Here is a 16427-nt window from a genome sequence, read left to right as displayed (position 1 = left end):
CACGCATCCACCAGATCCAGCACACCCGCCACATGAGCCGCCGCGATCTCACCCACCGAATGCCCCACCACAACACCCGGACTCACACCCCACGACGACAACAGTCGGAACTGCGCCACCTGCAACGCGAACAACGCCGGCTGCGCCAACCCCGTACGACCCAAACCCTCACCCGAAACAACCGCCTCCTCCACCGGCACACCCAGCCCGGCACACACCTCGTCGAAGGCAGCACGGAACACCGGGAACGCCTCATACAACTCCCGGCCCATCCCCACCCGCTGACCACCCTGACCCGCGAACAACAACCCCACACCACGAGCAGACCCACTCGCCACCACCGGCACAGCGGAGACGAGTTCCTCCCGGTCCCCGCCGATCAGCACCGCCCGATGCGCGAACACCGACCGCGATGTCACCAGCGACCAGCCCACATCCACCGGATCACCAACGAGCGACGCCGCCTGCTCCAGCCGCGCCCGCAACGCCTCCTCCGACCGCGCCGACACCACCCACGGCACCACCGGCATCCCCACCCGGCCACCAACAACCTCAGTTACCGGAGCGGGATCACCCTCCTCCACGATCACATGCGCGTTCGTCCCGCTGATCCCGAACGACGACACACCCGCCCGCCGAGGCCGCTCCCCCACAGACCACTCCCGGGCCTGCGAAAGCAACTCCACCGCCCCCGCGTCCCAGTCCACATGCGAGGTCGGCTCATCCAGATGCAACGACCGCGGCAGCACACCATGCCGCATCGCCATCACCATCTTGATGACACCCGCCATCCCCGCCGCGTGCTGGGTGTGCCCGATGTTCGACTTGATCGAGCCCAGCCACAACGGCCGCTCAGCCGGCCGACCCTGCCCGTACGTCGCCAGCAGCGCCTGCGCCTCGATCGGATCCCCCAGCCTGGTCCCCGTCCCGTGCGCCTCCACCGCGTCGACCTCGTGCGCAGCCAGCCCCGCCGACGCCAACGCCGCACGGATCACCCGCTCCTGCGACGGACCGTTCGGCGCCGTCAACCCATTGCTCGCACCGTCCTGATTGACCGCACTGCCCCGCACCACCGCGAGCACCTGATGCCCATGACGCCGGGCATCCGAAAGACGCTCCAGCACCAGAACACCCGCACCCTCCGACCACCCCGCACCGTCCGCATCGGCCGAGAACGACTTGCACCGCCCGTCCGGCGACCCCACCCGCTGCCGCGAGAACTCCACGAAGGTGCGGGGGGTGGCCATGATGGTGACCCCGGCCGCCAGGGCAAGGGGGCACTCGTCCTTGCGCAGCGCCTGCGCCGCGAGGTGCAGGGCAACCAGCGAGGACGAGCACGCCGTGTCCACCGTCAGCGCCGGCCCGGTGAACCCGAAGGTGTAGGAGACCCGGCCGGACAGCACGCTGGGTGCGCCGCCGGTGAGCACCAGGCCTTCGACCTCGGCGGGGGTCTCCTCGATGGTGGGGCCGTACTCGTGGCTGCTGGAGCCGACGAAGACGCCGGTGCGGCTGCCGTGCAGCGGGGCCGGGTCGATGCCCGCGTGCTCGAAGGCCTCCCAGGCGGTCTCGAGCAGCAACCGCTGCTGCGGGTCCATCGACAGCGCCTCGCGTGGCGAGATGCCGAAGAAGCCCGGATCGAACTGGCCCGCGCCGTGGACGAATCCGCCCTCCCGGGTGTAGCTGTGGCCGACGGCCTCCGGGTCCGGGTCGTACAGCCGGTCGAGGTCCCAGCCGCGGTCGGTCGGCAGTCCGCCGATGGCGTCGACGCCGTCGGCGACGATCCGCCACAGGTCGTCGGGCGAGGCGACCCCGCCGGGGAAGCGGCAGGCCATGCCGACGATGGCGATGGGTTCGTTCGCCTTGCGCTGCGCCTCGTCGAGTTGCCGCCGCACGTCGCGCGCGTCGGCGATCGAACGCTTGAGGTATTCGCGGAGCTTGGATTCGTCGGACACGCGAGGTCACTCCCCTGGTGTGGTCAGGTTCGGCGGTGCGAGGGAACAGCGGCGGGCCGTGCGGGTCGTCGGGGCTACGGCCGCTCCCGGTCGACCAGCGCGAACAGCTCGTCGTCGGTGGCCGTGTCGAGATCGGGGTCGGGCTCCCCGTCCGCCACGGGATCCGGGCCGGCCGCCGTGGGCGCCGCCACGGCGTCGAGCAGTTCGCGCAGCCGGTCGGCGATCCGCTGCCGTGCTGTCTCGTCGCCGAGGAGGTCCGGCAGGTGGTCGCCGACCGCCCGCAGGCCGGCCAGGACGGGCTCCTCCTCGGGGTCCGGCAGATCGAGCCTGTCGAGGAGGTGGTCGGCGACCAGTGCGGGGCTCGGGTGGTCGAAGACCATGGTCGCCGGGATCCGCAGCCCGCTCAGGGCGGCCAGCCGGTTGCGCAGTTCGACGGCGGTGAGCGAGTCCATGCCGAGTTCCTTGAAGGCGCGGGCATCGCGCACCACGGCCGGGTCGGTGTGGCCGAGCACCGCGGCGACCTGCGCGGTGACCAGGTCGAGCAGGGTGCTCCGCCGTTCCGTGGCCGAGAGCCGGGAGAGCCGGGCGACCAGGGACTCCGCTCCGCCGTCGCCGGTGGCCGCGGCGCGGCGGACCACCGTGGTGCGCACCAGGTCCCGCAGCGGTGCGGGGACGGCCGCGGGTTCGGCGCGCAGCGCGCGGGTGTCGAGCCGGGCGGGAACCACGACGGGTTCGCCGGTGGACAGCGCGGCGTCGAACAGGGCGAGCCCCTCCGCCGAGCCCATCGGCACCAGCCCGCTGCGGGCCATCCGGGCCCGGTCCGCCTCGGCGAGGTGTCCGGTCATCCCGCTGGCCTGCTCCCACAGGCCCCAGGCCAGTGAGGTGGCGGCCTGTCCCCGTGCCGCGCGGTGACGGCTGAGCGCGTCGAGGAAGGTGTTGGCGGCGGCGTAGTTGGCCTGTCCCGGCGCGCCGTTGACGCCGGCGACGGAGGAGTAGAGGACGAACGCGGCCAGGTCGAGGTCGCGGGTGAGCTCGTGCAGGTGCCAGGCCGCGTCGATCTTCGGGCGCAGCACCCGGTCGACCTGTTCGGCGGTGAGCGCGGTGAGCACGCCGTCGTCGAGGACGCCGGCCGCGTGGACGACGGCGGTGAGCGGGTGCGCGGCCGGGATGCCGTCCAGTACGCCGGCCAGGGCCGCGCGGTCGGCGATGTCGGCGCCGGCCACGGTGACCCGCGCCCCGGCCGCGGTGAGTTCGGCGACCAGTTCGCCGGCCCCCGGCGCCGCCGAGCCGCTGCGGCTGACCAGGAGCAGGTGCCGCATGCCGTGGTGGTGAACGAGGTGCCGGGCGAGCAGGGTGCCGAGCAGGCCGGTGGCGCCGGTGATCAGGACGGTACCCTCGGGGTCGAGCGCGGGGGTCATGGTCAGCACGTTCTTGCCGACGTGCCGGGCCTCGCGCAGGTGCCGGAAGGCGTCCTTGGCGCGGCGCACGTCCCAGGCCCGGACCGGGGAGAGGGTGAGCGCACCGGTCCGGAACAGTTCCAGGACCTCGCGCAGCATCTGTCCGATCCGTTCCGGCCCGGCGTCGACCAGGTCGTACGCCCGGTAGGCGACTCCGGCGTGGTCGCGCGCCACGTCGTCGGCGGCGCGGATGTCGGTCTTGCCCATCTCGACGAAGCGGCCGCCCGGCACGGTGAGCCGCAGCGAGGCGTCGACGTACTCGCGGGCCAGCGAGTTGAGCACCACGTCCACACCGCGTCCGTCGGTGGCGGTGCGGATCCGCTCCTCGAAGTCGAGGGAGCGGGAGGAGGCGCGGTGGGCCTCGTCGAGGCCGAGGTCGCGGAGCACCGCCTGCTTGGCCGGGCTGGTGGTGCCGTAGACCTCCGCGCCCAGGTGGCGGGCGAGTTGGACGGCGGCCATGCCGACGCCGCCGGTGGCCGCGTGGATCAGCACCCTCTCGCCGGCCTTGAGCCCGGCGAGGTCGACCAGCCCGTAGTAGGCGGTCAGGTGGACCACCGGGACGGACGCGGCTTCGGCGAAGGTCCAGCCCTCGGGCATCGGGGCGATCATGCGCCGGTCGGCGACGGCCACCGGGCCGAAGGCATGGAAGAACATTCCCAGCACGCGGTCCCCGGGAGCGAACTCGGTGACGCCGGGGCCGACTTCGGTGACGATGCCGGCGCCCTCGCTGCCGAGGACGATCTGCCCCGGGTACATGCCGAGGGTCATCAGCACGTCCCGGAAGTTCAGCCCGCCGGCGCGCACCGCGACGCGTACCTGACCGGCCTCCAGCGGGCGGTCGGCGGCGTCGCCGGGCACCAGCGTCAGGCTGTCCAGGGTGCCGGCCTCGGGGATCTCCAGCCGCCAGGCGGGTGCGTCCGGGACGGGCAGAGCGGGCCTGCTCGCGGCCGGGACGAGCCGGGGCACGAACAGCTCGGCACCGCGCAGCACCAGCTGCGGTTCACCGGAGGCCAGCGCGGCCGGCAGCAGCCGGGCGGCGGCCTCGCCGTCCAGGTCGATCAGCCGGAACCGGCCGGGGTTCTCCGTCTGCGCGCTCGCCAGCAGGCCCCAGACGCCCGACTGGGCCAGGTCGGCGGCGAGAGCGTCGGCGGTCACCACCACCAGCTCCGTCGCCTCCAGCCGCTCGTCGGCGAGCCAGTCCCGGAGCAGCTCCAGGGTGCGGTGCACGGTCCGGCGGGCGCGGTCGGCCGGGTCCGGGCCGTCGGGTACGGCCACCGGGGCCAGCACGACGGCCGGGCGGTGGTCGGCCGCGGCCACGGCGGCCGGGTCGGGGTGGGTCACGGGCGGCTCCAGCTCCGCGGGCCACCAGGCGGGCAGGTCGCCGAGGACGGCCCAGTCGCCCGCCTGCGGCTCCTCCGGACCGGGCCGCAGCGGGACCAGCTCCACGAGGTGCAGCGCGTCGGGGCCGCCCGCGGCGGCGGCCAGCGCCTCCCGGGCGGCGGGCCGCAGCACCAGGGAGTCGACCGTGAGCACCGGGGCGCCGGTGCCGTCGGCGACCGCCACGGCGACCGCGTCGGGCCCGGCCGGGCTGAGCCGCACCCGGATCCGGGTGGCCCCGGAGGCGTGTACGCGCACGCCGCGCCAGGCGAACGGCAGCCCGCCCTCGCGGTCCTCGGCGAGCAGCAGGGGGTGCAGGCCGCTGTCGAAGAGCCCCGGGTGCACCAGGTGGCCGTCGGCGTCCGCCGCGTCCAGCCCGGCCTCCGCGTAGAGCTCGGCGCCGTGCCGCCACAGCCGGGTCAGGCCCTGGAAGCTCGGCCCGTACCGGAAGCCGTCGGCGGCGAGCCGCTCGTACGCTCCGTCGAGGTCGACCTCCACGGCGCCGGCCGGCGGCCAGGCGCGCAGCTCGACCGGGGCACCGCCGGCCGCGCCGAGCACGGCCTCGACGTGGTCGCTCCACGGCGGGGCGGCGGCGTCGGTCTCCGGGCGGGAGTGGACGGTGACCTGGCGGCGGCCCTCCTCGTCGGCCGGCGAGACCACGGCCCGGACCAGCACACCGCCGTGTTCCGGGACGACCAGTGGCGCGGTGATGGTCACCTCCTCCAGGCAGGGCGCGCCGGCCCGGTCGCCGATCGTGGTGAGCAGCTCGGCGAAGGCGGTGCCGGGCAGCAGGACGCGGTCGAAGACGGTGTGGTCGGCCAGCCAGGGCACGGTGGTCCGGGACAGGCGGCCGGTCAGCACCAGTGAGCCGTCCGGCAGGTCGACGGCGGCCCCGATCAGCGGGTGGCCGGTGCCGGCCAGGCCGGCGGCCGAGACGTCGGTGTCGGGGCCGGCCGGGTCGAGCCAGTACCGTTCCCGCTGGAACGGGTAGGTCGGCAGCTCGACCGCGGGGCCCCCGGCGCCCTCGAAGCAGCGGGTCCAGTCCACCGGGACGCCGTGGACGAAGAGTTCGGCGGCGGAGGTGAGGAACTGGTCGAGCCCGCCGCGTCGGCGGCGCAGCGAGCCGGTCACCACGACGCCGGCCCGGTCGGCGTGCTCGGCCCGGTCGCGGATGCCGACGGTGAGCACCGGGTGCGGGCTGCACTCGACGAAGACGCCGTGTCCCGTCGCCAGCAGCTCGCCGACCACGTCGTCGAGGCGCACGGTGCGGCGCAGGTTCTCGTACCAGTACTCGGCGTCCATCGCGGCGGTGTCGTGCGGCCGTCCGGCCACGGTGGACCACATCGGCACGTCGCCGGAGACGGGGGTGAGGTCGCGCAGCTCGGCCAGCAGCCGTTCGCGGAGCGGTTCGACCTGGGCGGAGTGCGAGGCGTAGTCCACGGGGATGCGGCGCACCTCGACACCGGCGGCGACCAGTTCGGCCTCGAAGCCGTCCAGCTCCTCGCTCCAGCCGGAGACCACGGTGGCCCGCGGACCGTTCACCGCCGCCACCGAGAGCCGGCCGTCCCAGCCGTCCAGGGCCTCCGCCACCTCGTCGGCGGGCAGCGGGACCGACAGCATGCCGCCGGTGCCCGCCAGTCCGGTCAGCGCCCGGCTGCGCAGGACGACGATCCGCGCGGCGTCCGCGAGGGAGAGCCCGCCGGCCACGTGCGCGGCCGCGATCTCGCCCTGGGAGTGCCCCAGCACGGCGGCCGGGGTCACGCCCAGGGAGCGCCACAGCGCCGCCAGCGAGACCATCACCGCGAACAGCGCGGGCTGCACCACGTCGACCCGCTCCAGGGACGGCGCGTCCTCGTTCCCGGCCACGGCGTCCAGCACCGACCAGCCGGTGAGTTCGCCGATGACCCGGTCGCAGGCGCGCATGGACTCGGCGAACACCGGTGCGGTGTCGAGCAGTTCGGCGGCCATGCCGAGCCACTGGGAGCCCTGGCCGGGGAAGACGAAGACCACGTCACCGGGCTGGTCGCCGCGCTCGCCGGCCACCGCCAGGCGGTCCGGCTCCCCGGCGGCCAGGGCCCGTAGCCGGGCCCGCAGCTCGTCGGGCGTCCCGCCGATCACGACCGCGCGGTGTTCGAAGAGCGAACGGGTGCCGAGCAGCGAGCTGCCGACCCGGGCCGGCTCGTCCGCCGGCCACTCGGCGAGCCGGGCGGCCTGTTCGCGAAGGGCGGCGGCGCTGCGGGCGGAGAGCACCCAGGGCACCACGGCCGGCGGCGTACGGTCGGCCGCCTCGGTTGCCCCGGCCGGTTCCCCGTCCGGGGCCTGCTCGATGATCACGTGGGCGTTGGTGCCGCTGATACCGAAGGCCGAGACGGCGGCCCGCCGGATGCCGTCCTCGTGCCACGGACGGCTGTCGGCGAGCAGCTCGACCGCTCCCGAGGTCCAGTCCACGTGCGGGGACGGCCGGTCGGCGTGCAGGCTCCGGGGCAGTACTCCGTCGCGCAGCGCCATGACCATCTTGATCACCCCGGCGACGCCGGCGGCGGCCTGGGTGTGGCCGAGGTTGGACTTCACCGAGCCGAGGTACAGCGGCCGGTCGGCCGGGCGGTCCTGCCCGTAGGTGGCGAGGAGGGCCTCGGCCTCGATCGGGTCGCCGAGCCTGGTGCCGGTGCCGTGCGCCTCGACCACGTCCACGTCCCGGGTGGCGAGGCCGGCGTTGGCCAGCGCCTGGCGGATCACCCGCTGCTGGGACGGACCGTTGGGTGCGGTCAGGCCGTTCGAGGCACCGTCCTGGTTGACGGCGCTGCCGCGCACCACCGCCAGCACCCGGTGGCCGTTGCGCCGGGCGTCCGACAGCCGTTCCAGGACGAGCACCCCGACGCCCTCGGACCAGCCGGTGCCGTCCGCCCCGGCCGAGAACGGCTTGCACCGCCCGTCGGGTGCCAGGCCGCGCTGGCGGGCGAACTCCACGAAGGTGCCGGGCGTCGACATCACGGTGACGCCACCGGCCAGCGCCAGCGAGCACTCCCCCGCCCGTAGCGCCTGGGTGGCCAGGTGCACCGCCACCAGCGAGGAGGAGCAGGCGGTGTCGACGGTGATCGCCGGCCCGGTCAGGCCGAAGGTGTAGGACAGCCGCCCGGAGAGCACGCTGCCGGTGTTGCCGGTCAGCAGGATGCCCTCCAGGTCCTCGGGCATCCGGTCCACGCTCGGCGCGTAGTCGTGGTACATCTGCCCGGCGAAGACGCCGGTGCGGCTGCCGCGCAGCGCGGCCGGGTCGATCCCGGCGCGCTCCAGCGACTCCCACGCGGTCTCCAGCAGGAGCCGCTGCTGCGGGTCCATGCCCAGCGCCTCGCGCGGCGAGATCCCGAAGAAGCCGGCGTCGAACTCGGCGGCTCCGTGCAGGAATCCGCCGCCGGTGGTGTAGGTGTGTCCGGTCCGGTCGGGGTCCGGGTCGTGGAGGTCGGCGGGCCAGCCGCGGTCCTCCGGGAAGCCGGAGATCACGTCGCGGCCCTCGACCACCATCCGCCACAGCTCCTCCGGGGAGTCCACCTCGCCCGGGTAGCGGCAGGCCATGCCGACGATGGCGATCGGCTCGTCCGGCCGGACCGGTGCCGTCGGTGCCGACGCGGCGGCGTCCGTGCGCTCCCCGCCCAGCCGGGCCAGCAGGTGGTCGGCCACCTGCCGGGGCGTCGGGTAGTCGAAGACCAGGGTGGTCGGCAGCTTCGTACCGATCGCGGTGGACAGTCCGTTGCGCAGTTCGACGGCGGTCAGCGAGTCGAGGCCGAGGCTCTGGAAGGTGCGTTCCACGTCGAGCGCTTCGGGGTCGGCGTGGCCGAGCACGCCGGCCGTGACGTCCCGGACCAGCCTGACCAGCGCGGCCTCCCGGTCCGCGGCCGACAGGGTGGCGGGCAGGGCCGCGGTGGACGCCGGGCCGCCGGCGGCGGTCCGCCGTCCCGGGGCTCCGGTCCGCACCAGTCCGCGCAGCAGTGGCGGTACCTCGCCGGCCGGTACGGCGGCCGCGTCGAAGCGCATCGGTACGACCAGCGCCCGGTCCTGGCGCACCGCCAGGTCGAACAGGCCCACCCCGGTGTCGTGCGGCAACGGCAGCACGCCGGTACGGGCCATCCGGGCGAAGTCGGCGCCGCTCAGGGACTCGGCCATGCCGCCGGCGGGCGCCCACAGGCCCCAGGCGAGCGAGGTGGCCGGCAGGCCCTCCCGGGTCCGTCGCACGGCCAGGGCGTCCAGGAAGGCGTTGGCGGCCGCGTAGTTGGCCTGCCCCGCGGCACCGATCTGGGCCGAGATCGACGAGTAGAGCACGAAGGCGGTCAGCGCCAGTTCCCGGGTCGCCTCGTGCAGCGCCCAGGCGGCGTCGACCTTGGGCCGCAGCACCGCGTCGAGCCGTTCCCCGGTCAGGGCGGTCACGGTGCCGTCGTCCAGCACACCGGCGGCGTGTACGACGGCGGTGAGCGGGTGCTCGGGCGGCAGGTCGGCCAGGACCTCCGCCAGCGCCTCGCGGTCGGCGGCGTCGCAGGCCACGACGGTGGCCTCGGCCCCTGCCTCGGCCAGCTCCGTCCGCAGCAGGGCCGCCGACGGCGCGGCGGGGCCGCTGCGGCTGAGCACCAGCAGCCGCCGCACGCCGTGGACCCGCACCAGGTGCCGGGCGAGGGCGGCGCCCAGCTCACCGGTGCCGCCGGTGAGCAGCACCGTCCCCTCCGGGCCGAAGGCCTGCTCCGGCGCGTCGGGCGCGGGCGCGAGCCGGGCCAGCCGCGGGGCGAGCACGGCGCCGTCGCGCAGCGCGAGCTCCGGCTCCGCCGAGTCCGGCACCACGGCCGGGTCGGGTGGGCCGTCCACGGCGACGATCCGGAACCGGCCCGGGTGCTCGGTGGCCGCCGACCTCAGCAGCCCGCGCACCCCGGCCGCCGTCACGTCGCCCTCGTCGAGCAGGAAGACCAGGCAGGCGTCGGCGAACCGCTCGTCGGCCAGCCAGCCCTGCACCAGGCGCAGTGCGTTCCCGGTCAGCTCGTGGGTCGCGGCGACGACGTCGGCGCCGCCGGCGGGCACCGCCACCACGGTGAGCGGACGGACCGGGCCGGTCAGCTCCGCCGGATCGCCGTCCCAGGGCAGCGCGGCCCACTCCCCCGGATCCGCCAGGGGGGCCTCGACGGGCACCCAGTCGATGTGGAAGAGGTGGTCGGCGGCGGGGTCGGCGACAGCGCTCGCCGCACGCCAGGTCAGCGCCTCGACGGTGACCACCGGACGGCCCTCGGTGTCGGCGAGCCGCAGGGCGACCAGGTCCGGGCCGATCGGGGTGATCCGCACCCGCAGCCGGTCGGCGCCGGTCGCGTGGACCTCCACGCCCTGCCAGGCGAACGGCAGTACGCCCGGCCCGTCCTGGCGCACCGCGCCCGGCAGCCAGGGGTGCAGCGCCGCGTCGAGCAGCGCGGGGTGGACGACGAACGGGTCGTCCGTGCGGCGCACCGGGAGCTCGACCTCGGCGCAGATCTCCTCGCCGGCCTGCCAGAGGCGGCGCAGGCCGCGGAAGGCCGGGCCGTAGGCGTAACCGTGCTCGGCGAGGCGGCCGTAGACGTCCGTCGCGTCGATCTCGACGGCGCCGTGCGGGGGCCACGCGGCGGCAGCCGCGCCGGGGGCGTCCGGGGCCTCGGACGGCGTCGCGGAGGCGCGGCCGAGCACACCGCTGGCGTTCCGTGTCCAGGCGTCCTCGACGGTGCTGCTGCCGCCGCCGGTGCGCGAGTCGACGGCGACGTCCCGGCGCCCGGCGGCGTCGGCGGCCGAGACCGTCACCCGCACCACTGCCACACCGTGCTCGGACAGGACCAGTGGCGAGGTCACCGCCAGGTCCTCGACCCTGGGCGCCCCCGCCCGGTCACCGGCGGCGACCACCAGCTCCACGAACGCGGCACCGGGCAGCAACAGACCGCCGGGGACGACATGGTCGGCGAGCCAGGGGTGGGTGGACAGGGCGATCCGGCCGGTCAACACCAGCCCCCCGTCCGGAAGTTCGACAGCAGCAGCGAGCAATGGGTGCCCCGCCTCGGACAGACCCGCCGAAGAGACATCACCAGCGGAGACCGGCTCCAGCCAGTAACGCTCACGCTGGAACGGGTAAGTCGGCAGGGCAACGCGCCGGGGCTCATAGGGGGCGAACAGAGCGGGCCAGTCCACCTCCACGCCGTGGACGAAGCCATGCGCCAGCGCGGTCACGGCCTGCCGGTACTCACCACGATCCTTACGCAACACCGGCACCGCGTTCTCCGCCAGCCCCGACAGGACACCATCCGGGCCCAGTTCGATCCAGGCACCCGCATCGGCAACACTGACCGCGTCGGCAAAGCGCACTGTGCGGATGACATGCTCGACCCAGTACCGCGGCTGCGACCACTCCTCCTCGACCGGGCGGCCGGTGACCGACGACACCGCCGCGAGCTGCGGAGCGTGGAACGTCAGACCCTCCACGACGGTGCGGAAGTCCTCCAGCATCGGCTCCATCAACGGCGAGTGGAACGCATGACTCACCTCCAGCCGCTTCGTGCGCCGCCCCGGCAACCCCTCGACTACGGCCAGCACTTCGGCTTCGAGGCCGGAAACGACCAGCGATGTCGGCGAGTTGACAGCCGCGATGCCCACACCGGCCGTCAGCAGCGGCACGACCTCGTCCTCCGCCGCCTCCACGGCGACCATCACCCCGCCTGCGGGCAGGGCATCCATCAGCCCCGCGCGGGCACGCACCAGCCGGCACGCATCCACCAGATCCAGCACACCCGCCACATGAGCCGCCGCGATCTCACCCACCGAATGCCCCACCACAACACCCGGGCTCACACCCCACGACGACAACAGACGGAACTGCGCCACCTGCAACGCGAACAACGCCGGCTGCGCCAACCCCGTACGACCCAAACCCTCACCCGAGACCACGGCCTGCTCCACCGGCACACCAAGCTGCGCACACACCTCGTCGAAGGCAGCACGGAACACCGGGAACGCCTCGTACAACTCCCGGCCCATCCCCACCCGCTGACCACCCTGACCCGCGAACAGCAACCCCACACCACGAGCAGACCCACTCGCCACCACCGGCGCAGCGGAGATGAGTTCTTCCCGGTCCGCGCCGAGCAGTACCGCCCGGTGCGCGAACACCGACCGGGACGTGACCAGCGACCAGCCCACGTCCTCCGGATCACCGGTGAACGACGCCGCCTGGTCCAGCCGTGCCCGCAACGCCTCCTCCGACCGCGCCGACACCACCCACGGCACCACCGGCATCCCCACCCGGCCACCAGCAAGCTCAGTTACTGGAGCGGGATCGCCCTCCTCCACGATCACATGCGCGTTCGTCCCGCTGATCCCGAACGACGACACACCCGCCCGCCTCGGCCGCTCCCCCACAGACCACTCCCGGGCCTGCGAGAGCAACTCCACCGCCCCCGCGTCCCAGTCCACATGCGAGGTCGGCTCACCCAGATGCAACGACCGCGGCAGCACACCATGCCGCATCGCCATCACCATCTTGATCACGCCCGCCACACCGGCGGCCGCCTGGGTGTGCCCGATGTTCGACTTCACCGAGCCGAGGTAGAGCGGACCGGTCGAGCGGTCAGCTCCGTATGTCGCCAGCAGGGCTTCCGCCTCGATCGGGTCCCCGAGCCTGGTCCCCGTGCCGTGCGCCTCCACCGCGTCGACCTCGTGCGCAGCCAGACCCGCCGACGCCAACGCCGCCCTAATCACCCGCTCCTGCGACGGACCGTTCGGCGCCGTCAACCCATTGCTCGCACCGTCCTGATTGACCGCACTGCCGCGCACCACCGCGAGCACCTGATGCCCATGGCGCCGGGCATCCGAAAGACGCTCCACGAGCAGCACACCGACACCCTCGGACCAGCCCGTCCCGTCCGCGTCGGCCGAGAACGGCTTGCACCGCCCGTCCGGCGCCAGCCCGCCCTGGCGGGAGAACTCCACGAACATCCCGGGCGAGGACATCACCGTCACCCCGCCCACGACGCCCAGCGAGCACTCCCCGTTGCGCAGCGCCTGCGCCGCCAGGTGCAGGGCCACCAATGAGGACGAGCACGCCGTGTCCACCGTCAGCGCCGGGCCGGTGAACCCGAAGGCGTACGCGATCCGGCCGGACATCACGCTCGGCGAACCGCCGGTCAGCAGGAAGCCGTTGAGGCTGTCGGGTGCCGCGTGCCGGCGCGGGCCGTACTCCTCGGCGGTGGCGCCGACGTAGACGCCGGTCCGGCTGCCGCGCAGCGACTGCGGGTCGATGCCCGCGTGCTCGAAGGCCTCCCAGGTGGTCTCGAGCAGCAGCCGCTGCTGCGGGTCCATGCCGAGCGCCTCGCGCGGCGAGATGCCGAAGAAGTCCGCGTCGAACCAGGCGGCGGTGGGCAGGAACCCGCCGTGCCGGACCGGGCCGGGTGCCCATCCCCGGTCGGTCGGGAAGGCGGAGACGGCGTCGCGCTCGTCCGCGATCAGGTCCCACAGTTCCTCCGGTGATCCGGCCCCGCCGGGGAACCGGCAGCCGATGCCGACGATCGCGATCGGGTCGTCGTCCGACGCCCCCTGAACCGCCGTCCCGTGAACCGCTGCTGCCGGAGCCTTCGCACCTGCCTCCCCGGATGCCTCCGCCATTCCGAGCGAGCGGTACAGGTGCTCGGCGAGTCGGCGCGGTGTCGGGTGGTCGAAGACGAGGCCCGCGCGCAGCGGGATCCCGGTCCGGGTGACGAGCGCGTCGCGCAGTTCGACCGCGGTCACCGAGGTGAGGCCGAGGTCACGGAAGGTGCTGTCGGCGTCGAGCTGCGCGACGTCGGTGTCGAGGAGCCGGGCGAGGGTCCGGTTCACCAGTTCGGTGACGGCCGCCTCGGGGTCGGGCAGTTCGGCCAGCTGCCGCCGGAGCGCGTCGGCGCGGCTGGGCTCGTGCGCGGGTCCGTCGGCGCGCGGGACGCCGAGCCAGTGCCGCTCACGCTGGAACGCGTATGTGGGCAGCGGGATCCGGCGGGCACCGGTGCCCTCGAACAGCCGCGGCCAGTCGACCTCGACGCCGTGCGCGTAGAGCCGGCCGAGAGCGGTCAGCAGCTGGACGGGCTCGGCGCGTCCGGCCCGGAGCGTGGCCACCGCCGGCACGTCGAGCCGGGTGTCGGCGATCGCGCCGGTCAGAGCGGCGTCGGGGCCGACCTCCAGGAGGACGGTCGCGTCGGCGGCGCGGACCGCGTCCGCGAACCGGACCGGCCGGCGCACGTTGCGCACCCAGTAGTCCGGCGAGGCGATCTCCTCCGCGGTGAGCGGCAGGCCGGTGACGGTGGAGACCATCGGCACGCGCGGCGGGTGGAACGGCAGTTCCGCCACGATCCGCCGGAACTCCGGCAACATCGGGTCCATCTGCGGCGAGTGGAAGGCGTGGCTGACGGTGAGCCGCTTCACCCGCCGACCGCGGGTGCGCAGCTCTTCGGCGATCTCCGTGACGACCGTGGCGTCGCCGGAGAGCACCACCGAGGTCGGACCGTTGACGGCGGCGACGTCGGCGAGACCGGCGGACGGGGCACGCTCGCCGAGCATGGTGCGGACCTCGTCCTCCGAGGCCTCGACGGCGGCCATCGCCGCGTCGTCCGCCGGCAACGCCTGCATCAGGCCGGCGCGGGCCGCCACCAGCGCGCAGGCGTCGGGCAGTTCGAGTGCGCCGGCCAGGTGGGCGGCCGCGACCTCGCCGACGGAGTGGCCGATCACCACGTCGGGGCGGATGCCCCAGGACTCCAGCAGCCGGGCCAGGGCGACCTCGACGGCGAACAGGGCGGGCTGGGTCCGGCCGGTCCGGTCGAGCCCCTCACCCGAGTCGATCGTCTCGGCGAGCGAGCCGCCGAGCAGCGGGTCCAGGTGGCGGCAGACCTCCGTGAAGGCGCGCGCGAACTCCGGGTACGCGGCGCGCAGTTCGCGCCCCATCGCGACGCGCTGCGCGCCCTGGCCGGTGAAGACCAGGCCGAGCCGCGGCCGCTGTTCGGCGGGCGTTCCGGACGCGGCCACGTCGCGCAGGGCGGCGAACAGCTCGTCGGCGTCCGTGCCGACGACGACCGTGCGGTAGGCGTGGGCGGCGCGGGTGGTGACCAGCGAGTGGCCGATGTCCACCGGGTCCGCTCCGGTCAGTGCGCCGAGCCGCTGCGCCTGGGCGCGCAGCGCGGCCGGGGTGTGGCCGCTCAGAACCCAGGGCACGGCGGGCATCGCCGCGGTGGGGCCGGGCGGCTCGACCGGGGTGTGCCCTTCGGCCAGCACCAGGTGGCAGTTGGTGCCGCCCATCCCGAAGGAGCTGACGCCGGCCACCAGGGTCCGGTCGGGGCGGGGCCAGGCGCGCAGCTCGGTCGCCACGTCCAGCCGCAGGTCCGCGAGCGGGATCCGTGGGTTGGGCAGTTCGTGGTGCAGGGTGGCCGGGATCTCGCGGTGGCGCAGCGCGAGGACCGTCTTGACCAGACCGGCGATCCCGGCGGCCCCTTCGAGGTGGCCGATGTTGGTCTTCACCGAGCCGACCACGAGCGGGGGTTCGTCCGCCGAGCGGCCGGCGAGTCCGGCACCGAGCGCGGCGGCCTCGACGGGGTCGCCGACGGGGGTGCCGGTGCCGTGCAGTTCGACGTACTGGAGGTCGGCGGGGCCGATGCCGGCGGCCCGGTGGGCGGCGGCGAGCACGGCCTGCTGGGCGGCGGCACTGGGGGTGGTCGGGTTGTCCTCGCCGCCGTGGTTGACCGCCCCGCCGAGGATGGTCGCCAGTACGGTGTCGCCGTCGGCGAGCGCCGCGGCCAGCGGCTTCAGCAGGACGGCGGCGGCGCCCTCGCCGCGGACGAAGCCGTTGGCCCGGGCGTCGAAGGTGCGGCAGATCCCGTCGGGCGACAGTCCGCCCCAGGCGGCGAGCAGTTCCTCGTTCTCGGGGCCGAGCAGCAGGTTGACGCCGGCCGCGACGGCGAGTTCGGACTCGCCGCGCCGCAGGCTCTCGCAGGCCAGGTGGACGGCGACCAGGGAGGAGGACTGGCCGGTGTCCACGACCAGGCTGGGGCCGCCCGCGCCGAGGAAGTGGGAGAGCCGGTTGGCGATGAGGCTGCGGTGGACCCCGACGGCGGTGTGCCGGTTGTAGCCGTCGGGGCCGGTCCGGCGGCTCAACTCGCCGTACTCGTCCCAGATCGCTCCGACGAAGACGCCGAGCCGGCCGGTCTGCGACGGGCGGACACCGGCGTTCTCCAGTGCCTCCCAGCCGACTTCGAGGACGAGCCGCTGCTGCGGGTCGGTCGCGTCGGCCTCCTGCGCGGTCATCCCGAAGAACGCGGCGTCGAACCGGTCGACCTGGTCGAGGTAGCCGCCCCGGGCACGGCCGGCCGCCGTCCCCGCCCGGTCGGCGGGCGCCTCGGTGACGGCGTCGGTACCGGTGCGCAGCAGGTTCCAGAACTCCTCGACGCCGTCCGCGCCGGGGAAACGGCAGGACAGTCCGATGACGGCGATCGCGCCGTCCGTTGCTTCGAAATCACCAACGGAGCCGGTCATGGCTCTCCCATCGTCGATTTGTTCGGGACAATGGCCGCGCAAGGACGATCAGATTTCGATGCTAGACAAGTGGCCGTACCGGCGGCTGCCCCGTACGGTCCCTACCGCG

At 74.6% G+C, this 16427-nt stretch carries 2 protein-coding genes; both read right to left on the bottom strand.

The window, feature by feature from the left end; all coding sequences use genetic code 11:
• Window positions 1-1952, bottom strand: a 1952-nt coding sequence (locus IE251_RS26735) for a type I polyketide synthase (RefSeq protein WP_229896943.1), incomplete at its 3' end; no start/stop codon positions are given.
• Window positions 1953-2026: 74 nt separating this feature from the next.
• The gene (locus tag IE251_RS26730; protein WP_229896942.1) at window positions 2027-16318 is read right to left on the bottom strand and encodes a type I polyketide synthase; all 14292 of its coding nucleotides are present in this window, start codon (window positions 16316-16318) and stop codon (window positions 2027-2029) included.
• Window positions 16319-16427: the final 109 nt, after the last annotated feature.

It is taken from the genome of Streptomyces eurythermus (genome assembly GCF_014649115.1).
Taxonomy (GTDB): domain Bacteria; phylum Actinomycetota; class Actinomycetes; order Streptomycetales; family Streptomycetaceae; genus Streptomyces; species Streptomyces eurythermus.
This window is presented reverse-complemented; position numbering and strand designations above follow the sequence as displayed.